The following is a 23,671-nucleotide window of genomic DNA, read 5'->3' on the forward strand; positions in this document are numbered from 1 at the left end:
TCATCCATATTATCCTGTTGTACTTTTTCATTATGCCTCAGTTTTAACTCCAATAATATCCCACTTAGTGTCTGTGTCATTATATATGATTGCCAGATAAATTGTTTTATCAATCGTAGTAGCCGTAGGAAGCGTTACACCTATAGCCCTGTAGTTACTTCCATAACTCAAAGTTCTTGAGGTTCCATTATCCTTGATTCTAATAACAAATGGCTGACCCTCTGTCCAAGTTCCTGTGGGATTCGCAATAGTACAGTTTTGGGCTAATGCTGTAATCTTAACCATGTCATCAGAAGCAGTGGGGGTTACAGTAGTAGCCGTGGCAATACTTTGTAAATTAACCCAGTTCATTGGAACTTTTTCTACATCTTTTGTATTACTGTTCCATGTAAGAAAAAGGGGTGTTCCTGTTGCCGTTGAGGGGGTATCTTGGATTTTTAGTGAATTAGTTGAAGTTATGCCGATGACTTGTAATTTACCCTGCCCACTATCTACTGTTGTACCTATTAAAAAATTACCATTATTTTTAATTACAGCTCTAGTATGTGCCCCGTTCAACATTGTAGTTAAGAAACTTATATCTCCAATGTTATCAACATTATTTTTTATTGCAAAAAGGCCACTTGCATCTGACCTAAATTGACCAACGTATGCACCGTCAACTAAAAAGTTAAACCTTGGTACACCAGCATTAACCAAAAACTCCATTCCTGTTCCGCTACCAATTACTGAAGGAGTAGATTTAAAGTTAAATGGAGAATATGGATCTACAACTGATAATTTTGATGATAATATAGTAGTGCCTATACCCACATTAGTACCATTATCATAAATTAAACTATTTCCAATATTTCCAGTTCCTGTAAATTTAGGAATATAGTCAGTTGTTCCGCTACCTCCTATTTTAGTTGTTACAATCGCAGTAAGCGCATCAATCAACCCCTTCAACGTTTTCCCCATTTCAGCCGTTAAAGCCTTCGTAGTTCCGCCCGTGGTCAGGTCGTTCACCAAGATCGTTTCAAGCGAAGTTTCTACCTCTTTAATGGCGTCCACAATCTCCTGAACTGTGTCTAAGTTCACATCGTCTGAGGTTAATATCAAGTTAATCGCATCGATTTGAGCTTTCAACGTTTTAACCGTCTCAGCACTAGCCAAAGCATCAGAGCCACCCGTAACCAAGTCATCTACGATATTCAAATAGATAGCTGCTATCTTGGTGAGTTCATCCAGTGGAGCATAACCATTGGCTTCGCCTTTTTCGTCTAAACTTTGCTTCAAATCAAACAACGCCTGGTGAGCATCACCCGCCGTTTTATGCGCATCAAATTGCGCTTTTTCAGCCTTTGCCGCTAATGTGCTAGTAAGGTTCGAAACCGCACTTTGTGGTATTGTTTCTCCTTTGTTCCAAAAACTACCCCACGAAGCCCAAAATTGCGCTTGTGTGGGCTTTTTACCCGTCATGAACCAATCGTATATTTCTGCTAATGTTGCCATATAATTTGTTTTTTTGTCATCCTGAGCCTGTCGAAGGGTTATCCTATATATTCAATAAACATTACTACTCTGTATGGGTTAAGTATTGAGAACTCTTGACCACTACCTTTTTGGCTTGTTTTACCAACAGTTGGCGTATTGTTAGAACTTCTAATTCGATAATTTTGGTTTCCATCTCCACCTGCATTATATCCCTCTTTTACAGGCGAATTTGATGATGTAATTGCGACTCCAGCATCTACTGTATCATTAGAAAACATAAAGTGATCGTGTTGTGGCAGTTCAGCAATGGAAAGGGTTTTATTTTTCGCACCTCCTGGTTTACCCATAACATTAAATTCCGTTTGCGTAGCGTCAAACCCAACGGGCATACGTCCACGCCAGTCAACCACTTCCTGCCACCCCGCAGGAATATCGGCAGCGGGTTTATTCCATAACACCATACCACCACCAGCTTGAAATACCGCACTTTTTTTCTCAAGTGTTTCTAAACGTGACATCATTACCACCATTGGGTCAACACGTTTGAAGTCAGTCCACAACCACGAAGTGTCAGCCGTTCCAAATGTCGCATAACGTATCGTGTGAACTTGCTTAATTACTCCATTTTTAAAGCCACGTTCTACAGGTTCTTCAATAATAATCACGGTCGAACCCTCAGTAACATCAGCTTCTCTAAAATCAAGCAATTCACCATTGATATAGACAAAGCCGTCCCCAATAGTAGAGCCACTCAAGACACAACCCGAAATAATCGTCAAGTTACCCGCCAATGCTCCAAGCGAATTAAAAATAGAATAGGCTGTTTCTAATTCCTGTAATCGTTCCGCTTTAAGCGGATACCCCCCTGTTTGTATAAAAGTTGATTTATTCATCTATGAAAATGCTATATCGTTTACCACCTGCTTTGTAAAAATCAATGTGAGCCTTAAGCCCGTCAAGTTGTGTATTATAAATTGCCTCAGGAACGTAAACAATAAAGTCAAGTCCTGTGTCAGCCGTTTCGGCTTCGGTTCTAAGCCAAATTGTGTCCTCTTCCGCCTCTGTGTCCAGCCAAACGTCCTGCTCTTCCGCCTCAGTAAAAATGTACTGCGTATCGTATAATAAGCCGTTACCTATGTATATGCGCCTATCAACTGGGTCAAACTTATCATTGAGCGAACCTCTTAAATAACATATTTGTCCAGTGTGTTCTAGCTTGTATATGTTGTCAATGCGCCAGTTGTACCATTTGTAATAAAGTGAGTTCAAAGGCTTCAATATAATTTGTCCCAATGCCGAAACCGAGGGTTTACGTAATGAAATCAGTATTTGATCTAGCGCAAAAATGTTCCAGTCTATGTTATACCACATAATTTCCTTTTTTTGTCATCCTGAGCGAAGTCGAAGGGTTATACCACATAAGCGATGTTATCAAAAGTTACTATTTCAAAATACCCACTTTCGGCTATTTTAGAAATAAAAATCGGTTGTGGAACTCCGTAACCGTCAAGAGCGGGGTCAATCCATGAGCTAGAGGCACTTAATAAAGTAGCGTCTAAAACACCAGGAACTAGCTGCAACTTATCAACCAAAGCCGACAAGCGTAATTCGCCGTTAAAATCCAGTTCCTTCATAAATTCCTGTAAAGCTTCGTTTACAGGGTAGTTCCCGTCTAGTTTGCTCAATCCGTCTGCACTTAAAACCAATGGGTCACGCTTAATTCTTAAATTCAAATAAAGCCTATCCGCTTTGTAATTAATGATTGTAACTTCAACACCCGCTACACGTATTTCGTTTATGTAACTTTCAATAGCTTCAACTTGTGCGGGATCATCAAAATCAGTTAACACTCCATCCGTTTCACCTGCAATCTTAAGAATAACACGGCTACTGTCTTGTGCCTCATTAACCGCTGCATACTTTATAATTTTAGAGTTTTCTATTTGCTCAGCCGTGGCGGTACCGTTATCAAAATAATCTTTGTCGGGTACCAAGTCAAAACCATATTGAAAGCGTAAAGCCATCGTTCGGTACCAAGGTTTTGTACCTGCTTTTTCGTTTGCCAGACGTTCGTTAACTTCCTTGGTATGTTGGTCAAAAAAGAGCTCATGAATAAACAGCGCCAAAGCCATAATTTCAAAAAGAATGTTTTCCAAACTCACCAGCGAAAACTCAGCATCAAATGAAGCTCCAACCGCAAAACCATATTTTGCCGCCAAAGTTTCATTTGCCATAAATGGCGTTGTGATTTCTGCCTTTATTTGTTTCTTAGTTCTTCCCATTATCTTACTATAAATGTTGATTCGATAATCATTGCGCCTATGCCTTCATCGGCTACAATAAGCTCGTGGTTTTGGTTGGTTAATGCTGTAGCAATCTTTTTTTGGACGCCCTGAAAATAGGTTGAGATATCCTTATTTATAAAACTGCTGTTTGGGTTTATGAGTGTTTCCCCAGGAGTTAGCTTTTCAGTTATCGACTTGCCATTTTTTAAAGCCCATTCAAAAACAGTCTCGATGCTCCCGTCTTCCTGTACAGCTACGTCAGATAAGCTTTGTCCCGCAATTACTTTCATGGATGCTCCTTTTTGTATTTATTAAATTCCCGAACTTTATCGTCGTACATTTTTTTATACAATGCCGCTTGTTTTTTATGGTAGTCTATTTCCTGTAACAAGACCTGCTCTTTTTTCTCAAACAAACTTTCAATGTTTTTAGACATTTCCTCAAGATGCTTGTACTTGTTTTCATAGCGCCCCTCTAAATCGTCTAGTGCTTCTTTGTAGAGGGTAACAACCTTAGAACCGTTATCAATTTCCGTAGTATTAATGTCCACACTTTGTCTTTTTCGGGTAAAAACCCAAGTGATAAAACCACCTAATAACGCGGTAATTGATTCACTTAAATAAGGTTGTATTAAATCAATCATTTAATAGTTGTCTTTATTTTATTCTTAATAGTGCTATAGTCTTTTCGGTCTTTCTCTAGTTGAATTCTTATTGTTCGTTCAATGTCAACCTTTGAGGTATTTGCCTTCAAAAGCTTTATTAAGTCAGCTCCTAACAATGGGTTTGACTTTAAGGCGGCTTGTGGCATTTCGATAATAATGGCTACTTCCTGCATTATGGAATCTCCTACAACCATTTGCCCGCCTGTAATAAGCAAGTCGTTGTTTTCGTCTAATAATATCCCTTTTCCTGCCATTTTACGGTTTTATTACTCCTGTTCCGGTTACTGCGCCTCCTGTGGCCGATGTACCGGTAACCGTGGTTTCTCGGCCTACAACAAACTGCTTAATTGCCGAGGCTATTTTATTAGCCTGACGTTGTCTTGCCTCAGCGGGATTTACGCCCTCTTTATCTGAGTCAAAGTCAAAAGCCTCTTTTATTAAATTCGCTAATTGTGCCTCTGTAATTGCTGCCATTTTACTCTATTAAAACAGTGTTTAAACGTTGTTTAATTGCGTTCATAGCGGCCACGTTTATTGAGCGCCCGTTAACAACAATTATTTTATTGATTTCGTTGATCATATCGTTAAAAATGGTTTTAAGACTTTCATCCGATTGCTTAACAATAAACCCGTCTTCTTTTACCGTTAGGGTACTATTACCGTTTTTAATTATGGTTTCTTCAACTTCATCAGCGGTTATCAAAAATGAGTTTGCCGAATTGCTTACAATTCCAATGAGGCATTTAGTGCCTGATTTTGGCTTTCTAAACTCAGTTCCTAAACCTAATAAGACGCCGGGATAATCCAAATCGTCGGCAAGACCGGTAGCAGTCATTGTCTTTTTCTCCCAGTCCACGTCTTTAACCGTAGCCCAAGCCGTTTGAATGGGAATTAACTCCTTCATTTTTTGGCTAATCAATCGGTTAAATTCGGCTACTTGACTCATTATGCTACTTTATCCCCTAAGGTTATTTCTTGTCTTATTCCTCCCGGCTTAAATGTTTTGACCACTTTTTCGATATAATAATTACCATTACGGTCTTCATATAAATTACTTTTTATGGTCACTTTTAAACCGTGTCTTACGGTTGGAATTCCAAAGGCTGTAAAAGAGCCTTCGAATTTGTCAACCTTATATTTTTCGTATTCCAGTTTGCCTAATCGCTCTAGTTCGGCTTTAAGTTCAATATTGTAAAAAGTCAACTGGCGTTCGTTACCGTCTTTATCCCCAATATTATCAACCTCAATTTTTTTACCGTTGGAGAGCGTGGAAACCACTTTAATTTTAAGGCTTACATCTTCCTTTTTCTTATAATTTAATGCCGTTGAAACACAGTTACGCTCAAGGTTAAAATTGACGGGCTTATATTCACTTTCATCCACATAGTATTTACCACACACCACCGTTTTACCACGCATATAGGTATATAGCCCCCAATCGCTTTGTAATTTATCCAGTACCGCGCCAACGCCTGTTTTTGCAAGTCTGACAGCCCCAAGTTGTACGCCCTCAAGTGCGTCAATTTCGTAGCCCGGAATAATCGTTTGTAAAAGCTCTTTTAATCCTGTATTGGCCGCCGAATAATTAACGGGAATCTTACGCACGTTAAACATTTCGTCCTCAAACTTGATCACGATTGGAATATCTGCCGATACCTCAGAGATATAACCCTCAAACTCTTTTTCGTTATTCCCGTCATAACCGAAGTAAATCGTAATGGCATCACCCTTTCTAAATACTTCTCGGACGTTGTACTTATTAAAGTAGCTTACGTTACGTGGCAAGGTTAACGAGCCCCTGTCGGTTACTTCTTTCCAAGAGCTCTCAAGCTCAATCTCAGTTACCCTGTTTAATATAATTTCGTCGCGGCGTTCATTTTTATGAAACGCTATTTTACAAGTCATCGTTAAAATCATGATGTCGCTAGAATTATATCCTCATCACTAAATAATTGAAATTGAAAGGCAATGACTCCCGAGCTTCCTTGCTGTAGGTTATCACTCCAATCTGAAAAACAAACCCTTGAAATTCGGCGTTGTTCAAAAAGGGCGCCGCTTACGTCAATACCGTCGGCCAAGTTCTCCCACTGCAAAAGCTGCTCAAGTTGTTCGTGAGCCGACTGGTTTGGCTCATCAAGGCAAAGCCCTCTAACATCGATAACCCAGTCGTCAAAACCGTAAATCTCTTTAACCGTTCCGTTGTTCCCCAGTAAGTTCGTTCTGGTAATGTTGTGCGCCCGTCTGAAACTAAACATTGTCGCCGCAGGTAATCTAAAATCACTCATTTTAACAAGTTCAATTTCTCCCTGTGGTGTATACCTTTTATAAGAACGTCCTAAAAAACTAGCGGAAAACATAATGGGCGTACCCATCCAACTAACCGCATCGGCCTTATAATATTCCGGTAGCGTTTCAATCCCTTTAAAACTTAAATTTGCGGGGGCTTGTTTCTGTAGTGGCTCAGTAATATAAACAGGACTGTTAATACCAAAAGCCGCCTGAAAAAGCTGAGAAACGTTATATCTTATGTCTGCCATTATCCTCCTAAATTAACTACCGAATCGCGCAAACGGTCATTAATATGACTCGTAATTTGGTCGGCTATATTTCTTATATTTTCACCTTTAGCAACACTAAAGGCGTTGTTAACGGTAAGATTCATTACAATGGATTTAATACCATTAGAACCTGAGCCTACATTAAGCCCGTCGCCCGTTCCTTTTCCTGTACTTTTTTTAGTATCACCGGTGGCGGCAGCGCCTAAAACGTCCGGCGATTTCTTTAAGTAGTCGTTTACACTTGGAGCTTTTGGCTTTTCCTGCGACTTTTTACTTGCGGTATAGGCGTCTGATTTTGTCTGACCAGTTGCCATAGCTCCAGACCATCCCTCTTTAAATTTATTAGCCGCATTTTTACCCGCGTCAAGCCCCATGATATCCGATACGGATTGTTTGCCCGTTTCCCAAGCCGCTTTCCAGTCGCCTTGAAAGAACTGTACTAGAGTTTTTCCGAGTCCTGTTATTCCAGAGAGTAGCCCTTTAATTCGATCTACAACATAATCTTTAATTACGCTACCGAATAATTTAATGGCTTCCCAACCTTTAAACACAACGAGTCTAAATCCTTCGAATTTTTCCCAACAAATCGAAATGGCCGCAACAAGCGCCCCAATTCCCAAAACAACCCACCCAATAGGTGAGCTTACAAATAAGGCATTCAATATTTTTTGAGTTCCGCTTAAAACTGTTGACGCTATATTTTGCAACCAAGTTACCTTTGTCAAAGCCTGATAGATTGGAATTGCACCCGCTACCATTTGTATCATTGGCGAAAGTTGCTGCGCATAAATTCCGATATCTCCAAAGGCTTGACCCGCCCATGTACTAATATCCGCAAACCAACCTTTTATACCCGCTCCCGCTTGTTCAACACTTGGAAGTTTTGTAAGGTCTAAGTCCATGGTTCCAAGCTCATCTACAAATGCGATACCGGCATCTTCTCCCGCGCCTTTAAAAATATCGGCTATGATAGTTTGCCGGGCTTGGGACGTTGCACCTTTCATTTTGGCACTAATCATTTTTACAGCGTCAAAGGTGGATTTACCTTCTAAATCCTCGGGCTTTAAACCAATACCCGCCAATGCCGTAACTTGTGCTTTTGTCATTTCACGAAGTGACAAATCAGCCTCTTTAATGCTGTCAATTGCCTTATCCGAAAAAACGCCGTCTTTACCTGATTTAGCAATTAACGCAATGGCTTCCGATTGGTCTAGTCCTAATTGTTTAATAAAGGGTTGGTACTCCTTTAACTGGTCTATAAAATCGCCGTTAGCATTTGCCCCTTTTTTATAGCCCTCCTCAATAAGTTTTAAGTTTTCCTCAAAAGTGCCGCCGTTTTGCTTTGTCATGGCATTTGCCGCCCTTGCAATATCTTCCGCGTCTTGATCATAAACCGCAGCGATATTTCGGGAGCGCTTTACAAATTCGTCAAGAGCATCACCGGTTAAGTCGGTCATACGTTGCACCTGAGTTGTAAGGTTCTGAACGTCTACATTAAAATCTAAGCTGTCGGTTGCCTTTTGGATTAATTCAATTCCTTGGTTAATCCCTGTGGCTAAGTCTGTCCACTTTTGCGCCTTTTGATCGAATTTATCTACTTGGTTCGTTAAGTCTTTAACGTCGTCCTCTGCCCCTTGTAAAGCTTGGCGGTATTTTTCAACTTTAATCTTTGCCTGTTCGTAGGCCGTATTTGCTTTTTGCTGTTCTGCCCAGGAATCACTTTTTTTAGCTTTCTCTAAATCCTTAAGCTCGTTTTCGACTTCCTTAATCGACTTTTCTAAATCTTTATAGTACTCCTTTGATTTTGTAAGGGCTATACGGGTGTCCTTTTCAGATAATTTAACGGCTTCGCTAACATCGTCTAAACCGCTAGTCATTTGATTAACCGATTTCATTACGTCCTTTACAGGCTTGGTAATGTGGTTAACAAATTCCAGTATCCATGATGTAGTTACGTCCATAAATTACTATTGATTATTACTCCCAAAGGCTTCGTTTACAACTTCTACCAGTACTTTTCTAAATGTTTTTTCAAGCATGGCCTCCTGAGCTTCTAAATTCAATCGGTTGACATAAACCCAGTCTTGAAAGCGCTGTGTCCATTCCTGATCTGTTAGCTCTTCGGGATTTATTTTATAATGTACCCGGATAACTGCATTTATCTTACGAATCCAGTCCTCCGAGCCTTTATCATCCTCGGGGTTTAGCCAAAACCCGTCTAAATCTTTTTTATGTCAGACTGAGCCGTTTTTACGAGTGAGCCAATAGACTTTAAAAGTTGAGAATAAATCGCCCCGTCATATTCGTAGGCGTCTTTATCACCCTCTAAAACACAGCCTAACATTAATTTTTGAATGGTGGTTACATTCTTTTTTTCGCCTTTGTTTTCCTCCTCGGCTAACGCCTGCATTACGTTTCTGGTTGGCTTTTTCACCAAGTACACAAATTGCTCGTTGTTGTCAGTTGTAATTGGAATTTCGCGCAAGTTTCTTTTACCTCCACATTTAGCGGCATGAGCCTCAATCTCCGTATCCGAGTATGGTCGGATTACTGTAGGCGGAATTACTTGTTCCGCCTGCACTTCCATGTTTTCAATATCGTCCATTAGATTACGTTGTATTCAATATGTGAAATAATCAGTTTGTACTCCAGGGCGATAGTTCCGTCGCCTTGGGAAACTTCGTTACCCGCATTTGTAAACTCACAAGTACGGATTCGGTCTCTGGTAATTACGCCCTCGTCGTTAACATAATCAACGGTAATGTCAAAAGGCGCAATGTCCTGTAGTCTTTTACCGGGCGGAAGAGATTTGCGAATTGCGTCAACCTCTTCTTTATACAAAGTAATCGAGGCCTCCGCCTCATAATTAGATTGTGAGCGCCCTATTGGGTACATTCCGCCACCTTTTACGTTTTGCTTATCTACGTTGTCGGTATATTTTAAAGTTGTAAAGCCCTCAACATCGCGGCCTAAAAGGTTACACATGATGGAGTTCCACCCCTGCATTGTACCAAACTTATTTATAATTGTTGCCATAGTTAAATGCTATTTGTCAATCCTACCGCTACCTCAAATTCATGGACAATACCGTCCGTAACAATTGAGGCCTTTACCTTCGCGGGAGAAGTTTCGGTTACTACTTGTTTTTCGTTGATGTAGACATCAAAGCCGCTTATTTCGTCAGCAATTACCATCCCCTCAAGAGCCTTGTTAACTAAGCCCGTCCAGCGCCCCACAGTTGTGGAGGCAATAAACCCCGTTTGTGGGTCTTTTTTAACGCGCCCTTTAACCTCTGGTAATAGCGTAGCTCTAATAATTCGAGCCGCTTTATTCCAAGTGCGGTTATTTTCGATAAAGGCAAAGTCAGACTCTCGGTCTATGCAGGTGTAGGAGTTCTCAAAAAAGAATCCCGCGTAGCCCTCATAAGCTGCCACTACGATATAACCTTTTGCACGGATAGCGTTCAAAACGGCTTTATCAATGGAGTCCACGGTTTCTCCAGTTGGCAAATAAGCGTCAAGCCATCTGCCTTTTTTCTCGTCCGTAAGTGGATAGTCTTGAGTTCCACGTTTAGCAAGCGGTTTATTTTCAATATTAACCGATCCTAAATTTTCATTGATTTTTCTGGCGGCAAGCATTCCTAACGCCGAACCTACTCGAATAATCCCTGAATCGTCAGAACAAGCGGCGCAAACGGATACGTTAGCCGCTGTTAGAGAGTAAAGGTCTAAAGAGAAATCATTAAGGCCGTCAAACCCAACCATTACAAAATCAAGTAGGCGATTTTCGGCGGCAAACTCGTCAACAATAAGTTGTTGCTCATTTACAACGGTTGTCACGTTTGGAACGTCCTCGTTATAAGCAATATTAAATCCGTAGCCTTTAATCTCTTTATTCTGATTGATAAACCCTTTAATATCTGCTTTTACGGCCGAGTTAAAAAGGTACAATGTTGCTGTAGGCGCAAGGTCAAAAAACTCTACTATGTCCTCATAAAGCTTAATACCATTATTAGCGTCAAAGCTTTCGTTTATTCCTAAAACCTCCGCATCATAAGCCGCAGTAAGAACTACGCCTTTACCCGCATTGTTTATTGCCGTAGCAATTTCCCCAGCTGGAACACCCGCACAAATAATTGCTATATGGCTATCCGTTCCAGTAGCAAGGCGGTTTAAACCGCCTTGTAGCTTTTCTGTAGTTACACCTGTTAATCTAGCCATTACTATTACGCGTTAGCCGCCAATAAGGCTGCGGTTTTTTCTTCAACGGCTTTGATTACCGATTTTCTAATGTCGGCTTTGAATGGCTCAAGCTCTTCAATTGTTTGAACCTCCGAAATGGCTTTAATTACATCATCTGCCTTAGCTGGTTTATTCCCCAATGCCGATTCCGAAGCCTCCGGAACTGGTCGGTCATAGGTCAATACAGTCCCCTGTTTCCCTGCATGTATTTCAGCGCGGTTTTTTTCAAGGAAAACGTTCCCGTCTACCGTTGCAAAAGCTTGTTTTGCTTTTGGATATTGTTTAAAGACCTCGTTTGCTTTTTCCTTTAACTGGTCTTCTGTTAGAACTTTTTTCATACTTTAATTTTTAAGGCCGTAAGCCGTGATTTGTTTTTTAATGATCCAAATGGTTGCCGTAATCACTCCAAGAGTAAGGGCAATTTTTCCTAAACCGATAAAGAAACGCTCCCAAAAAGTTAACTCGTGTTCTATGTAAACCGGTTGTTGTTTCGTTAGGGTTTTATACACTTCTAATGATTTCCATTGCGCAAATAATCGTTGGGCTTCCGCCAAACAGTCAACAATAAGTTGATTGTCTTTTATTGTTACTTTTGGAATGGCTAAGTTTTTCCCTGGTGTGGCTTTGGTAATTTGTTTCAATACTGCTTTACCGTTTTGACAATCTAGTAAAGCTTGATAGGCACTACTGTCTGCCGCTATTTCAAAAACAGTATCGTGTACCGTTTCTTTAATGGTTTCTTTGTACGTATTGGTAATTACCGTCGGCTTTGCCGTTTTACAACTGGTCATCCATAAGAGGATAAACAGCATCAAAAACCAATAGATTAGACATTTGAATTTCATCTTTTAGCTTAATAAATGTTTGTACTCTGGGATGGCGTCGAATGAAGGACATTCCTTGATTCGCTCCCAACTGTCAACTACTCCGTTACCGTTCTTGTCAGGACTAAAATCTCTGTGTCCTTTAATGATAATTTTAGAGCAGTCATTGCCATTGGCTTTTAACCATTGTAAAGCTTCATTAATACACGTAATCAATGCCGTTCTTTGGTCATTTGTTCGTGTGTCTTTAGCTTTCCAAATTGGGCTTTTAGCAGTTCCTTTATTTTCAACACCGCCTATGTAGCAAATGTTTAATGTTTGGGAATTAAAGCCTAAAACTCCGTTACTGACTTTGTTAAAGTCTAATAGCTTATGTATTGTGCCGTCAACGGCTACTAGTCTATGGTATCCAGGCGAAACCCAGCCTTTAGACTTCCAAAAAGCTTGAATGGCTTTGACATCTCCAAAACCCGCGGAGCAATGCACCGCTATAAATTTTATGTTTTTCGCTTCCATATTACCCCACTGGGTGCGGTCTAGGCGCATTGCCTGAGACCGCCATTTTTAAATTAGGCTGCCTTGCCTGAAATAATCGCGGCAGACCCCTCAATACCGTAGGCAACGATAATGTGGTATAATCTAAACCCGATTGTGTTTTCTCTGTTCTCTGGGTCAAGTTCTGCAGGTCTTGCGAAACGCTCTACAGTTCCTACTGCTTTGGCAGTAGTTCCCTTGTGGAATACTACAGACGATTTACGTCCAACAGTTACAGACTCAAAAGGAAGCTTTTCTAATGTAGTGTCGTTGTATTCAGGTGTAGTGGAGTCCTCATAAACTTTGAAGCCGTAGTATTTACTAGAGATTACTCCCTCAGCCTGATTATGGTATTGAGTAAAGAATTTTTTATCCTCGTCCAATAAGTCAGAAACGTGATCGTCTGACAAAATCAGGATTCTACCGTTTTTATCAATACCCGCCTTATTCATTGTAGCCTGTAAGCTTCTAAGGTCTTTTGTAGTTAATCTCAAACGCCCCGTTCCGTCGTCCTCTCCGGTAGTTTCTAATACGAACAAGTTATTAGCTGCGTCGTGAGCTTGTGGAGCTAATCCCCATAAACCATATTCAAGAGTACTATCCTCCAAGGTTTCGCGGTGTTGTTCCTGTACATCAGATACTTTTTCGTATGGTAAAGCGTATAACTCGTCTTTTGTTACTACTGTGTTTTCAGTATCAAATTTGTGTAAGGCTACAATTACGTGGCTATCATCACGCTCATTTTTAACGATTGGGTAGTTCGTGTTGTCAATCAACACCTTTGGGGCTTGCCCACGTTTAGGAATTTTAATCGTATCCTGGTTTACCCAATTTTGCTTTGACTTGATTTCAGAAACCCACGTATGCTCGTGGCGTAACTGTTTGATCATTTCTTTTTCGGCAGTTGTATTTTTTAACTGCAAAGGGCTTAAGGTTAAGGTCGCCATTGCTACCCCCTCAGGTGCGCCCATATTAGTAGCGTGAGCCACAACGGTTGCCACAATCATAAGTAATGACAACATCAATAGTTTAAAATAGTTTTTCATTTTCTTTAAAGTGTATTTAATTGCTTTTTAAAAAAAGAGCCTTAGCCATTGTCAAGGCTCTTTGATACGTTTGTTTTTCAGATTGCTATTTTGCGAAATAAGCGTCCTCTAATTTTTTGAAGGCCTCAGGGTCTTTCACCATCATTTCCTCAAGCGCTTTTGGGTCTTGAGTCTGGTAATCTTCTAAAGTCCATTTTTCTCTACCGGTTGCCGCGGGGTCACCGCTTGGAAGTTGTGCAGACGGTTTAGTGATGCTTGGCATTGCTTTTAAAATAGCAGTTGTCCCTTCTAAATCATTCGTGGCCGCTTTAACCCATTGGTCTCTAACATCTGCCGTGATTTTCTTTTCGGCAGTAATGGCGTTGTCAACTAATGTCTCGGCTTGCTTTTTCAAAAATTCAGCTTGAGACTGTTGAAGCACATCTACCTGACCCGCCTTTTCGGTCACCTTGCTAACTGCTTCAAGGATTTGCTCATCCGTTGCATCAGCCGCTAATTTCAGCTTTGCGATAAGCTCGTTTCTGTTTTTCATATTGTTTTCAGGTTTTAAAATTTTTACTTCAGGAATCTTTGGGGCACCACAGGCCACAAAAAGCGCCTTTTGGTCTTCCGTAATTTTTTCTTTTTTAGTGGATACATCCGTAATAAAGCCTTGTTCCATTGCTTCTTTAGCAGACAGCCAAACGTCGCCTTTTGACCACTTCGCTTCAATCTCGTCCTCAGACATTCCCGTTTTTTCAGCGTAGGCGGTGCGGTATTGGTTCGTAAGGTTTTCAAGTAGTTTTAAGTCGGCTTTAACTTTGTCCTCATTACCGGAAATCATTCCCATAGGTTTATGATACATGTATTGTCCATTTTCGGCCATTTCAAAAGTGTCACATATTAGAGCTAGGTAAGAACCCGCCGAGGCTACTAACGCGCCACCAAAGCCAGAAACCGTACCCGTAAAGCGTTTTATCTCGTTGGCTATTTCGTTAGCCTCAAAAACAGAACCGCCGGGCGTATTGATATAAAGTCTAACATTAGTAACACCTTTAGCCAGTAAGCCGTCAATTTGTAGTTTAAATTCCTGAGCCGAGTTTTGCCATTGGTGGATTACGCCACTTATTCGTATTTCGGCAGTATCATCTTTTGCCACTGCCGAAATACTAAGCGGATACTTTTGAGACATCGCCACTATATCAAAGCCACTAAAGGCAATCATTAAAGAAGCGGTTACAATAGGTATTAGTCTGTTTTTCATCTAAAAAAGTTGTTTTTCCTGCATTTTGAGATTACAAAGATTTAGCGAAAAAAGGGGGTAAAAAAATTAGCTTACCGACTTAGTAACTATTTGATACTAAAATAATAACAATTAAAAATCGAGTTAGAATAGTAGTTTTTTTTTGCCTTAATAAGTAGGCAATTTTGTACCAACGATAGGCTAATAAATTGGTATTAAATGGCAAAAAAGAAAGAACAGGAAGTCGCTAAAAAGCTATACGTCGAACTCTATAAAACGCAAAAGGAAATTGCGGAGGATTTGGGCGTAACTGAAAAAACGGTTGGCGATTGGGTTAAAAAATTCAACTGGAAGCAGGAACGCGACGCACGTCTTAATAACTCGACTAACAGAGCCGAAAACATAAAGAAAGTAATTGCGGAGCTTACGGATTCTACTTTAGATGTATTAGAGCAAATTAAAGTCGCCGAGTTCAACGGGGATAAGCCCCTTGCTTTGGCGCTCAAAAAAGAAACTACACGCATCGCGCAGGAAGTGGGTATGTATCAAAAGGCTTTGGAGAAAATGGAGAAAAACTTCAAAATATCACTTTCAACCTATTTGGAAGTAATGGAGGATATTTTTCAGGCGCTTCAAAACTTTGATAAAAAAGCCTATTTAGAAACCCTTGACTTTCAAAAAGCCCATTTACAAAGTATTGCTCAAAAACTAGGATAAACTATGTCATTATTTAAAAAAATCTTAAGCCTTATGGTAAATAAGGCTTCTAAAAAACAGTACTATTTAGAAATAGGCTCACACTTTTTGAAAAAAGGGTGTAACGTCCAAGTTGGGCAAATTGTCGACTCCAAAAGAATTGATCACGAGCGCAGACGCGTAAAAGTGGTAACCGGTATTTTCTACGATTTCGGGGAAAACAAAATCAATCACACTATTGATAAAAGGATAATCAAAAAGTAATGAAAAGGAACGACAAAGAAAGTGTTCAGAGGTATTTAAAGCAGTTGGAGCTTATAGGCTCTTCAAGTGCTATAAATCCGTATGAGACACCCTTAGAACGCAAAGCCGCCATAGATAAAGCAAAAAAAAGCTTTAAAGCTTGTGTTGAGCGTTATTTTCCGCACTATGCAACGGCGGAGGTTCCAGACTTTCATATTGATTTTTCCAGTAAAGCCAAAAAAAACAAAGCTATAAAGGCTTTCTTAGAATGGGGACGCGCTCAGGCAAAGTCAGTTTTTGCAGACGTTTTACTTCCTTTTTGGTTATGGATTAACGACGAGCCAGTTTATTTGGTTTTAGTGGGTAATAATGCGGACAGGGGCAAGCAATTACTAGAAGACATTAGAGCCGAATTTGAGGCAAACCCGCAAATTATAAATGATTACGGCGTACAATATAATCCAGGTAACTGGGAAGACGGTTTTTTCATTACTAAAGGTGGCTTTATCGGGCAGGCTTTAGGTATGGGGCAATCTGTTAGGGGATTGCGTGTAAAAAACAAACGTCCTACAATTATAGTAATGGACGACTGCGAAACGAAGGACTTAGTTCAAAACCCGTCTAGACAGGAGAAAATGGCTAATTGGGTGGAAAGGGATTTAATTCCAACTATGGACGGCGAGTACAGGAGGTTCATACAGGCAAACAACCGTTTTGCCGCTAGAATGATACAAACCATTTTGCAAGAACGTCACCCCGATTGGGTAGTGCACAGGGTTAATGCCTACGATCCGGTTACTTATGAGCCGACTTGGAAAAGTAAATACACGGCGGATTATTTTAGGTCTATTGAGCAAGAAATTGGGGCTTTGGCCGCTCGTTCGGAGTACAACAACTCGCCACATATTGAAGGTACTATTTTTATACAAAAAGACATTCAATACGCACCTTTGCCAAAGCTTAACACTTTCAAAATCATTTTTGGTTATTGGGACGTCGCTTACGCGGGTTCTGCCACTTCTGACTACAACGCCATTGCCATACAAGGGCTAAAGGATAAGGATTTTTGGGTAATTGACGGATTTATCAAACAATGCAAAATGAGAGAGGCGGTTTCTTATATGTGTATGTATCAAAAAGCGCTACCCGAAACTGTGGTCATACATTGGGTTTTTGAGTCGCAATTTTGGAACGATGCCGTACAAAGCGCTATTGACGAGGGGCAAAAGCAACATAATTGCCGTTTAAACATCATTAAAAGAGACCGACCGAAAACGGGTAAATACGATCGCATTTCACAGCTACAACCTTATTATCAAAACGGGCGCATTTATTACAATGAAAAGCTAAAGCACTCCAACGATATGCAGGTAGGTTTAGCCCAATTATTTGGGATTGAGCCGGGTTATAAATCGCATGACGATTACCCCGACGCACACCAAGGCGGTATTGCCGAACTTGAAAAATATGTAGTGTATGGCTCGGGCAATGGATCAGGTGGTTATACAAGCGGGAAGTATAAACAAAAAAATTGTTGGTAATGATTTATTTAGAAAAGGAAGACCTTATAACCGACGCCTTCGAGCGCTTTATTGACGAAAGTACAAAAGACGACGAAACGGTTTTAGACAATGCCGAGAAACGCGCTATTGACTTTGTAAAAACAATGATTGGAAGCCGCTATAATGTTAATTTAATTTTTACAGAGGGCGCTCCAATAATCAACGAAATGTTAGTACAAATTATTTCCCGAATTGTGCTTTATAGAGTGATTAAAAGAAATGCCGCGCGTAAAGTACCAACTGAGTACAAAGAAGACTATGACGAGGCTATCAAATGGCTTAACGACATATCAACTGGAAAAATACCGCTCGACGGTTTGCCTACTCCTGTAGATGACAACGGCGACCCTATTAAAAGTAATACCCTCTGGGGGAACAATTCAAACTCGAATTTTTATATATGAAAAATCCATTTTTACCCCTATATCGCGCTATTGAAAAGAAAATCATTCTAAGAGCCGACCCGCGTTTATTAAATGCGGTTGCGGTGGCTAAAAATGGAAATGCGCCATCAAGCCAGTTGAATTATGAGGCCGAGACCATGCAAAGGCAAACCTTAAAAGAATGGACTCAGGCTATCATGTTAGCAACTGACCCAGAGAACCCGGATAAAACGGCATTGCATGCATTGTATAAAAATTTGATGCTAGACAATCATTTAGCATCAATTATTGACAGCCGTATCTTATTTTGTCAACGTTCCCCCTTTAAAATCGTAAATGAAAACGGCGACGAAAACGAGGACTTATCATGGCTTTTTGAGCGCACTTGGTTTGAAGAGTTCGTAAGACTGGTTTTAATGAAACGCTTTGAGGGGGCTAAGCTTATTGAGCTGTTTGATATCAACCCAGAAACGCAGGAACTTGCCGAGGTGGACGAAATTCCAATGCCATTTTTTAATGCCTCAAAAGGGTTGATTACAAAAACGCCTGGTGATAACAAAGGTTGGCCATATAAAGAGGGGGCGTTAAAGCAGTTTTATATTCAAGTGGGTAAGGACAACGAATTAGGTATGCTCGCGCAAATGGCTCCTATTATTTTGGCTAAAAAATTAGGCTTTGGCTCATGGTTGGACTATGTGGAGAAATATGGCGTACCCGCTTTATTCATTACTACAGACCGCGAAGACGACACCCGTTTAAAAGAATTATTCGAAGCCGCCAGTAATTTTAAAGGTAACGGTTTTATGGTGGGACGCGGTCAGGAAAAATTTGAGATTGGAAAAGCCGACGGGGGAAACCCGGACAATTTTGACAAACTCATTGAACGCGCCAACGGCGAAATGGCAAAACGTATTTTAGGGGGTGCAGGCTTAACAGATGAAAAAGCCTTTGTAGGTAGTTCCGAAATTCAATTTCGTTTGGCAAAAGACCGTTTTGAAAGTGATAAGCTTTTAGTAAAAAACATTATTAACGAGCAGCTATTCCCAAGACTTATAAAAATTAGTCCCGCTTATGGTGTCCTGCAAGGTCATTATTTTGACTGGGATAATACCGAATCGCAAACACCTAAGGAGGTAGCCGACTTGGTTAATATTTTAGGGCAGCAATTCGAACTAGACCCCGAAGAAATAAGCCAAAAAACGGGCTTTACCATATTAGGTCAAAAAAGCGCCAGAGCCGTTCCAACAGAGCCCGCCGATGCTATTAAAAAAAAAAGCTTGAGCGAGAAGTAGCGGCCATTTATAAACAAATATTTTCCAGTTATCACGCTGAAGACTGCGGCTGTGAAACTTGTTTGACCGATAACTTCAAGGCGGTTGATTTTAGTGGCTATGATGCCCTTATCGATAAACTAGCCAATGATTTACACAACGGAAAAATCAAGCCCGAAGATTTAAGCCAGGAACTTGTATCAAAAACCTACTCCGATTTAGCAGACGGGGCAAAAAAAGGCTATGGTAAAGACTGGGTTAAATTTCCCGCAGATGGTAAAGGCTCGCTCCCAAATGAGCTAAAAAAGAACATTTATGTTTTTTCGGGGGCTAAAACTTACGCACAGCTTGAGCAGTTAAACCAGTTGCTTTATGATCAGGACGGGAAACTAAGACCTTTTAATGAATTTGCACAACTTGCCAAAAGTATTAACAGGCAGTACAACGTCAACTATTTACAGGCGGAGTACCAAACAGCAAGAACGGCGGCACAAATGGCGCAAAAATGGGAGCGCTTACAGGAAAATAAAGACTTATTCCCGAACCTTAAATACCAAAGTGTGGGAGACAGTAGAGTGCGCCCGGAACATGAAAGGCTAAACGGGATAATCAAGCCCATTGACGACGATTTTTGGGCTAAATATTACCCGCCTTTGGACTGGCGTTGTCGTTGTGATGTGGTCGCTACGGCTGAGGATATCACGGGCGACAAAGAAGAGGATTTACCGCAACCGCAATTTAAAGGCAATGTGGCCAAGGATAAAGAAATTTTTACGGCTAAAGGTTCGTTTTTTAAACTTTTAAAAACAAATGACAACGCCCTCAGAAATACGGAGCTTTCTAAACTTAACGCCCCTGTGGAGCTTGTTTATAAATCCAAAGAGGGTAAGAAATTAGAGGGTAGCATTTTTGCCGATGAATCCGACCTAAAAGGCAATGTAAAAACGGCTATTGTGCTTGTGGATAATCTGGGCTTAAATATCCAAATACGTCCACATATAGACGGGCATATTGTTAAAGGACATAAAAATCCGGAATACTTAATTAATGGAGTTTTAGGGGAGCGAAAAGCGCCGGAATCTACCAATTATAAAAAGTCATTGAAAAAGGCCAATGACCAACAATGTGAGGTAGTTGTTTTTGACTTATCTGTGAACAAGGATAGCATTGATAACGCTTATACTAAAATTGAAAATGTATTGAAGTTAGACGGCATTCATCCGTTTATTAAAACGGTTTATATCGTGTCAAAAGACGGTAAGGAAGTAAGAGTGTATAAAAGAAAAAAGCAACCTAAAAAATAGATTGCTTTTCTGTAGCGGACGCACTTGGAATAACCCGCGTGCTTAACTACAATGCAAATATACAAATAATTATGAGTAAAATACAAACTCCTGATTTTTTAGCCATTGCGGAGGGTATTAAAGACGATGCAAGACGCTACGCAAAAGTGTTTTGTTTGCAATGGTTTGATGATAGTTTCCAAAATCAGGGCTTTACAGATGCGAGTTTTCAGGCTTGGGAAAAGCGAAAAGAACCGGACAAAAGACCGGGTGGAGCCATCTTGCAGGACACGACTTTTTTACGTAAAAGTTTGGGTGTTTTAGGGGAAAACGACACGCAAATTTCCTTTGGAACACACGTGCCTTATGCAGGCTTACACAACAACGGGGAACGTATGCGAGCGGTACAATATGTCAGAGCGCACCACAGAACCCGAAAAGGGAAACGGGAACAAGTAAAAGCTCATAGCCGTAAAATAGACACCCGGTACCCAAAACGCCAGTTTATAGGCGAAAGTAAGCAAATGATGAGCAGTTTGGATAAATGGCTTTTAAATCAAATTTCAATACGTTTTAAACAACATAGCGATGCAAAACTTTAAAGAATTATACAAAGAACTGGCCACATTACTAACCGGCAAAATTGAGGCAATTGAGTGGCTCGATTTATGGAACTCTCAAGTTTACAATTTAGAGGGCGAACATCCATTTCCGGCACCTGCTTTATTTTTGGCGTTCCGTAGTAACCAAATGCAAGATGCGGGTGCAAAAATGCAAAAAGTAGAAATGCAGGTCGATGTATTTTTATTTTACGAAACTTTTTTAGACACCTATAAAGGGGCTTATAATGAGGACGGGGCGCTTGCCTTTTTAGACATTATTGACGAGGTTAATAAATTGTTACATGGCAGCACGGGAATTGGTTACAGCAATATGCGCCGTATTTCGTTTTCACCTGTAGATACGGGCGGCGCAGGTAATTTATATACTATTACTTATAAGTGTGAGCTTATCGACTATAGCGCAAGTAAAGAGTGGGAAGAGGGCGAGTTTCTAGATGTGGCTATAGAACCAAAGGAAGACAATAATTACATCATTAATCCGTAAATAATTCAGTTTGGTTTTGGTTAGGGTAATTTACACGGCCAAAAACAATATTTTCGACTGTTTTTGCGGCTCTGTAGTACTTTTGAGCAATCGCGTGTAAAATGTAATCCGTGGAGTATTTTTGAACTCCATATTCGCGGATATTACTCATTTTATCAAATTCCTTTTTGATATCCTGGTGTAATCTAACGGTATTGGGTTTTACTGCCATATCACAAAAATAGAAAACTTTATCATACAAAAAAAGCCCACTTTTTCGGGTGGGCTTATTGTTTTAATTTAGGCTTTAGTTGCCTTAATCTCTTCTAATTTGTTGGCAATGTTTTTTATGTCATACTTAAGCTTCGGTTCAAGCTCCGGGGACAGCCCCACTGCCTTCTTATATGCCTCGCTTGCTTTTCGATAGTGCGCTTCCGATTCATTTAAATATCCGGGTACTGTTTTATTAAAATGTAAAATGAATGTCGCTAATTGCTCCTCGGCTAGTCCAAGCGTTTTATAGGTTTTAGCCGTTGGCTCTTTTTGAGCTATCAGGTTCAAATCGACTATTGCGGTTTCCAGTCTTTCCTTTGGAGCGTTTGCAGTAAGTGAAGATTGCACTCTTAACCATCGAGCCTCGTTGGTGGCGTTTAGTTCGATGGCTTTCGTAGCGTTATCATAAGCTTGGCGATACATTCCAGACTCGAAAGCTTTGTTTGCTGCGGCCAAATAGCTGCTGTAATCTTGCGCCTGACTAAAAAAACCGATTAATAATGCGGTGAGTAATAATAGTTTTTTCATTTTCCAATTTTAGTTTAAAGTATATCCTAAAGCATTGTAATACTCTAAAGTGTTTTTTATTGATTTTAATTGCTTTGCTGTAAAATTAGTTATGTGATGATAATTATCACCATTTAGCCTAACCCTAGCTGATTTTGCTTTTGCAAGTGCCTCTACGATTTGTCTGGAACCATTGCTACTGTTTACGCTTGAGTCAAACCATTCTGTTATTCCCGTTTCGTCATTATCTCTTTTTATGTCATCGGGCGTGAAGCTATAGGGCTTATCATCTATCAAAAATTGGAAATTTTTGATAAATAACCAATCATCTGCATGATATTGAAAAACGAATCTTAAATTGTTTTCAGAGAAATAACAATAGATTCCATTTTCGTTCCTATAACGAGCTGAGGCGATAGGTGTAATCCATTCTGTTTGTTCTTCACTAAATTCATCTTTCTTGTGCTTAAAAAGTGGTTTTAACTCTTTAATCTTAGCACTATCTATATTAACTTTTAAATTGCCTGAGTTACTATCCATTGTGTCCACTACAATTAGCTCACTGTCGGCTTCTGAGTTTAGGTTTTTATCTTTATCATTTTTTGGCATTAACAAACCTAATAAAAGGAGTCCTACAAAGACAATCCCGATCCATTTAATTGCTTTCATAAAAATTCTTATTTTCGTTACACTTATTTACAAACCCCACAGCTACCCCCATTTTTGGCACAATGACCACAATATTTACAGTTTTTACAAGCTGAACAATTTTTTGATCCTGTACATGTAGCATCAGTTGAGTTAAAGGCATAAAATGCGCCAGTAAGTGCAATTACAATTGCCCCGATAAGTAATTTCTTTTTCATGATAATTGGTTTTAAAATTGGCTCAAATTTAATTTATTTTACAATATGTCTTACAAATAATTTAATATTTTAAATCCGTCCAGTGAATTATTTTGCCTTTAAACCAATAATTACCTGTCTCTTTTCCTTTCTTTTCAATAATATCTAAAAAGTAATTTCTGAAGTCGTTGTAATCTTCGAAGCCGTCATTTAAGGCTAAATCTCCCTGTTGAAAAGCATCTAACTGAAAGTCGTCATCACCTATATATGAATCTACTTTTGCAATAGAAATTTCTAACATTGAACCTCTTCGGGTCATAAATATTTCTTGAACACTAACAACAGGAATTTGAGGCGCAAACCTAAACATATTTGGTTGACGGCAATTGATAAAGAAGTCAATTATTGTTCCTGCTTCCCAAAGGTCGTTTTCGTCGAGGCGGATGGTGTGGAGTTTGGGTTTGAGTTCATTATGTTTATATGAAGGAGCTAAATATTTCATATCTATTTCAGCAATGACCTCACTTAAATCTATTGGCTTTAATGACTTCCATATTTTTTCAACAAAATAAGTGGGTTTTCCGTTGAGTTGTGTGCTAAAGGGTAGTATCATTTTCACTTTTGATTACTTGTTCTACAATAGTTTGCCACTTATTACAAAGGGCTGTTTGG

Annotated in this window: 32 protein-coding genes; 7 read left to right on the forward strand and 25 right to left on the reverse strand. The window is 39.9% G+C overall.

All coding sequences use genetic code 11. The features are described from left to right. Positions 1 to 30: 30 nt before the first annotated feature. The 20 genes from K5R64_RS13930 to K5R64_RS14025 all read right to left on the reverse strand — a co-directional run bounded on the left by K5R64_RS13930 (position 31) and on the right by K5R64_RS14025 (position 14,871). The gene (locus K5R64_RS13930) at positions 31 to 1,494 is read right to left on the reverse strand and encodes a hypothetical protein (protein ID WP_220764289.1); all 1,464 of its coding nucleotides are present in this window, start codon (positions 1,492 to 1,494) and stop codon (positions 31 to 33) included. 38 nt (positions 1,495 to 1,532) lie between these two features. Beyond that, positions 1,533 to 2,369, reverse strand: a complete 837-nt coding sequence (locus K5R64_RS13935; protein ID WP_220764290.1) for a hypothetical protein — start codon at positions 2,367 to 2,369, stop codon at positions 1,533 to 1,535. Further along, positions 2,362 to 2,847, reverse strand: a complete 486-nt coding sequence (locus tag K5R64_RS13940) for a hypothetical protein (protein WP_220764291.1) — start codon at positions 2,845 to 2,847, stop codon at positions 2,362 to 2,364. Before K5R64_RS13940 ends, K5R64_RS13935 begins: the two co-directional genes overlap by 8 nt. A 38-nt stretch (positions 2,848 to 2,885) precedes the next feature. Further along, a complete protein-coding gene (locus K5R64_RS13945) occupies positions 2,886 to 3,758 on the reverse strand; it encodes a nucleotidyltransferase (RefSeq protein ID WP_220764292.1) in 873 nt (290 codons plus the stop codon). Continuing rightward, positions 3,758 to 4,051 carry a hypothetical protein gene (locus K5R64_RS13950; protein WP_220764294.1) on the reverse strand — a complete coding sequence of 98 codons (294 nt, stop codon included), beginning with the start codon at positions 4,049 to 4,051 and terminating at the stop codon, positions 3,758 to 3,760. Before K5R64_RS13950 ends, K5R64_RS13945 begins: the two co-directional genes overlap by 1 nt. Then, positions 4,048 to 4,404, reverse strand: coding sequence for a hypothetical protein (locus tag K5R64_RS13955; protein WP_220764296.1), 357 nt, complete (start codon positions 4,402 to 4,404; stop codon positions 4,048 to 4,050). The genes K5R64_RS13950 and K5R64_RS13955 overlap by 4 nt, the downstream gene beginning before the upstream one ends. Next, positions 4,401 to 4,679, reverse strand: coding sequence for a hypothetical protein (locus K5R64_RS13960; protein ID WP_220764298.1), 279 nt, complete (start codon positions 4,677 to 4,679; stop codon positions 4,401 to 4,403). Before K5R64_RS13960 ends, K5R64_RS13955 begins: the two co-directional genes overlap by 4 nt. Before the next feature lies 1 nt (position 4,680). Further along, on the reverse strand, positions 4,681 to 4,899 hold the full coding sequence (locus K5R64_RS13965) for a hypothetical protein (protein WP_220764300.1): 219 nt from the start codon (positions 4,897 to 4,899) through the stop codon (positions 4,681 to 4,683). A 1-nt stretch (position 4,900) separates the two neighbouring features. Further along, positions 4,901 to 5,371 (reverse strand): hypothetical protein, encoded by a 471-nt coding sequence (locus K5R64_RS13970; protein WP_220764302.1) that lies wholly within the window; start codon positions 5,369 to 5,371, stop codon positions 4,901 to 4,903. Further along, positions 5,371 to 6,210, reverse strand: coding sequence for a hypothetical protein (locus tag K5R64_RS13975; RefSeq protein ID WP_220764304.1), 840 nt, complete (start codon positions 6,208 to 6,210; stop codon positions 5,371 to 5,373). Before K5R64_RS13975 ends, K5R64_RS13970 begins: the two co-directional genes overlap by 1 nt. A 128-nt stretch (positions 6,211 to 6,338) precedes the next feature. Beyond that, on the reverse strand, positions 6,339 to 6,962 hold the full coding sequence (locus K5R64_RS13980) for a DUF6046 domain-containing protein (RefSeq protein ID WP_220764305.1): 624 nt from the start codon (positions 6,960 to 6,962) through the stop codon (positions 6,339 to 6,341). Next, positions 6,962 to 8,944 (reverse strand): phage tail tape measure protein, encoded by a 1,983-nt coding sequence (locus K5R64_RS13985; RefSeq protein WP_220764306.1) that lies wholly within the window; start codon positions 8,942 to 8,944, stop codon positions 6,962 to 6,964. Before K5R64_RS13985 ends, K5R64_RS13980 begins: the two co-directional genes overlap by 1 nt. A 257-nt stretch (positions 8,945 to 9,201) precedes the next feature. Continuing rightward, on the reverse strand, positions 9,202 to 9,588 hold the full coding sequence (locus K5R64_RS13990) for a hypothetical protein (protein WP_220764307.1): 387 nt from the start codon (positions 9,586 to 9,588) through the stop codon (positions 9,202 to 9,204). Further along, positions 9,588 to 9,989: a hypothetical protein gene (locus tag K5R64_RS13995; RefSeq protein WP_255580389.1), complete on the reverse strand. Its 402-nt coding sequence runs from the start codon at positions 9,987 to 9,989 to the stop codon at positions 9,588 to 9,590. Before K5R64_RS13995 ends, K5R64_RS13990 begins: the two co-directional genes overlap by 1 nt. Positions 9,990 to 10,021: 32 nt before the next feature. Then, positions 10,022 to 11,203 carry a DUF2586 family protein gene (locus K5R64_RS14000; protein ID WP_220764309.1) on the reverse strand — a complete coding sequence of 394 codons (1,182 nt, stop codon included), beginning with the start codon at positions 11,201 to 11,203 and terminating at the stop codon, positions 10,022 to 10,024. A 5-nt stretch (positions 11,204 to 11,208) separates the two neighbouring features. Further along, positions 11,209 to 11,562, reverse strand: a complete 354-nt coding sequence (locus tag K5R64_RS14005) for a hypothetical protein (RefSeq protein WP_220764310.1) — start codon at positions 11,560 to 11,562, stop codon at positions 11,209 to 11,211. Between the two features lie 3 nt (positions 11,563 to 11,565). After that, complete coding sequence (locus tag K5R64_RS14010) at positions 11,566 to 12,069, reverse strand: hypothetical protein (protein WP_220764311.1); 504 nt, start codon at positions 12,067 to 12,069, stop codon at positions 11,566 to 11,568. 3 nt (positions 12,070 to 12,072) lie between these two features. Next, complete coding sequence (locus tag K5R64_RS14015; RefSeq protein WP_220764312.1) at positions 12,073 to 12,594, reverse strand: N-acetylmuramoyl-L-alanine amidase; 522 nt, start codon at positions 12,592 to 12,594, stop codon at positions 12,073 to 12,075. 23 nt (positions 12,595 to 12,617) lie between these two features. Further along, on the reverse strand, positions 12,618 to 13,628 hold the full coding sequence (locus tag K5R64_RS14020; RefSeq protein WP_220764315.1) for a hypothetical protein: 1,011 nt from the start codon (positions 13,626 to 13,628) through the stop codon (positions 12,618 to 12,620). Between the two features lie 85 nt (positions 13,629 to 13,713). Next, positions 13,714 to 14,871, reverse strand: coding sequence for an ATP-dependent Clp protease proteolytic subunit (locus K5R64_RS14025; RefSeq protein ID WP_220764316.1), 1,158 nt, complete (start codon positions 14,869 to 14,871; stop codon positions 13,714 to 13,716). 198 nt (positions 14,872 to 15,069) lie between these two features. Here K5R64_RS14025 and K5R64_RS14030 point away from each other — a divergent pair, with 198 nt between their 5' ends. The 7 genes from K5R64_RS14030 to K5R64_RS14060 all read left to right on the forward strand — a co-directional run bounded on the left by K5R64_RS14030 (position 15,070) and on the right by K5R64_RS14060 (position 21,395). Then, positions 15,070 to 15,567, forward strand: coding sequence for a helix-turn-helix domain-containing protein (locus K5R64_RS14030; protein WP_220764317.1), 498 nt, complete (start codon positions 15,070 to 15,072; stop codon positions 15,565 to 15,567). Positions 15,568 to 15,809: 242 nt separating this feature from the next. After that, complete coding sequence (locus tag K5R64_RS14035) at positions 15,810 to 17,330, forward strand: hypothetical protein (RefSeq protein ID WP_220764318.1); 1,521 nt, start codon at positions 15,810 to 15,812, stop codon at positions 17,328 to 17,330. Further along, on the forward strand, positions 17,330 to 17,755 hold the full coding sequence (locus K5R64_RS14040; protein WP_220764319.1) for a phage protein Gp36 family protein: 426 nt from the start codon (positions 17,330 to 17,332) through the stop codon (positions 17,753 to 17,755). The genes K5R64_RS14035 and K5R64_RS14040 overlap by 1 nt, the downstream gene beginning before the upstream one ends. Further along, complete coding sequence (locus K5R64_RS14045) at positions 17,752 to 19,026, forward strand: hypothetical protein (RefSeq protein WP_220764320.1); 1,275 nt, start codon at positions 17,752 to 17,754, stop codon at positions 19,024 to 19,026. Before K5R64_RS14040 ends, K5R64_RS14045 begins: the two co-directional genes overlap by 4 nt. A gap of 62 nt (positions 19,027 to 19,088) precedes the next feature. Then, the gene (locus K5R64_RS14050) at positions 19,089 to 20,309 is read left to right on the forward strand and encodes a phage minor head protein (protein WP_220764321.1); all 1,221 of its coding nucleotides are present in this window, start codon (positions 19,089 to 19,091) and stop codon (positions 20,307 to 20,309) included. Between the two features lie 71 nt (positions 20,310 to 20,380). Next, positions 20,381 to 20,890 (forward strand): phage virion morphogenesis protein, encoded by a 510-nt coding sequence (locus K5R64_RS14055; protein WP_220764322.1) that lies wholly within the window; start codon positions 20,381 to 20,383, stop codon positions 20,888 to 20,890. Beyond that, complete coding sequence (locus tag K5R64_RS14060) at positions 20,877 to 21,395, forward strand: hypothetical protein (RefSeq protein WP_220764324.1); 519 nt, start codon at positions 20,877 to 20,879, stop codon at positions 21,393 to 21,395. Before K5R64_RS14055 ends, K5R64_RS14060 begins: the two co-directional genes overlap by 14 nt. On the opposite strand, the gene K5R64_RS14065 is transcribed toward K5R64_RS14060, so the two are convergent. The 5 genes from K5R64_RS14065 to K5R64_RS14085 all read right to left on the reverse strand — a co-directional run bounded on the left by K5R64_RS14065 (position 21,385) and on the right by K5R64_RS14085 (position 23,612). Then, complete coding sequence (locus K5R64_RS14065) at positions 21,385 to 21,606, reverse strand: hypothetical protein (protein WP_220764326.1); 222 nt, start codon at positions 21,604 to 21,606, stop codon at positions 21,385 to 21,387. The two genes, K5R64_RS14060 and K5R64_RS14065, sit on opposite strands and share 11 nt — an antisense overlap. A 68-nt stretch (positions 21,607 to 21,674) precedes the next feature. Then, positions 21,675 to 22,175: a hypothetical protein gene (locus K5R64_RS14070; protein WP_220764328.1), complete on the reverse strand. Its 501-nt coding sequence runs from the start codon at positions 22,173 to 22,175 to the stop codon at positions 21,675 to 21,677. Positions 22,176 to 22,184: 9 nt separating this feature from the next. After that, positions 22,185 to 22,823: a hypothetical protein gene (locus K5R64_RS14075; protein ID WP_220764330.1), complete on the reverse strand. Its 639-nt coding sequence runs from the start codon at positions 22,821 to 22,823 to the stop codon at positions 22,185 to 22,187. Between the two features lie 23 nt (positions 22,824 to 22,846). Beyond that, the gene (locus K5R64_RS14080; RefSeq protein WP_220764332.1) at positions 22,847 to 23,020 is read right to left on the reverse strand and encodes a hypothetical protein; all 174 of its coding nucleotides are present in this window, start codon (positions 23,018 to 23,020) and stop codon (positions 22,847 to 22,849) included. A 61-nt stretch (positions 23,021 to 23,081) separates the two neighbouring features. Next, positions 23,082 to 23,612 (reverse strand): hypothetical protein, encoded by a 531-nt coding sequence (locus tag K5R64_RS14085; protein ID WP_220764806.1) that lies wholly within the window; start codon positions 23,610 to 23,612, stop codon positions 23,082 to 23,084. Positions 23,613 to 23,671: the final 59 nt, after the last annotated feature.

The organism is Flavobacterium sp. UMI-01 (assembly GCF_019656315.1).
Classification (GTDB): domain Bacteria; phylum Bacteroidota; class Bacteroidia; order Flavobacteriales; family Flavobacteriaceae; genus Flavobacterium.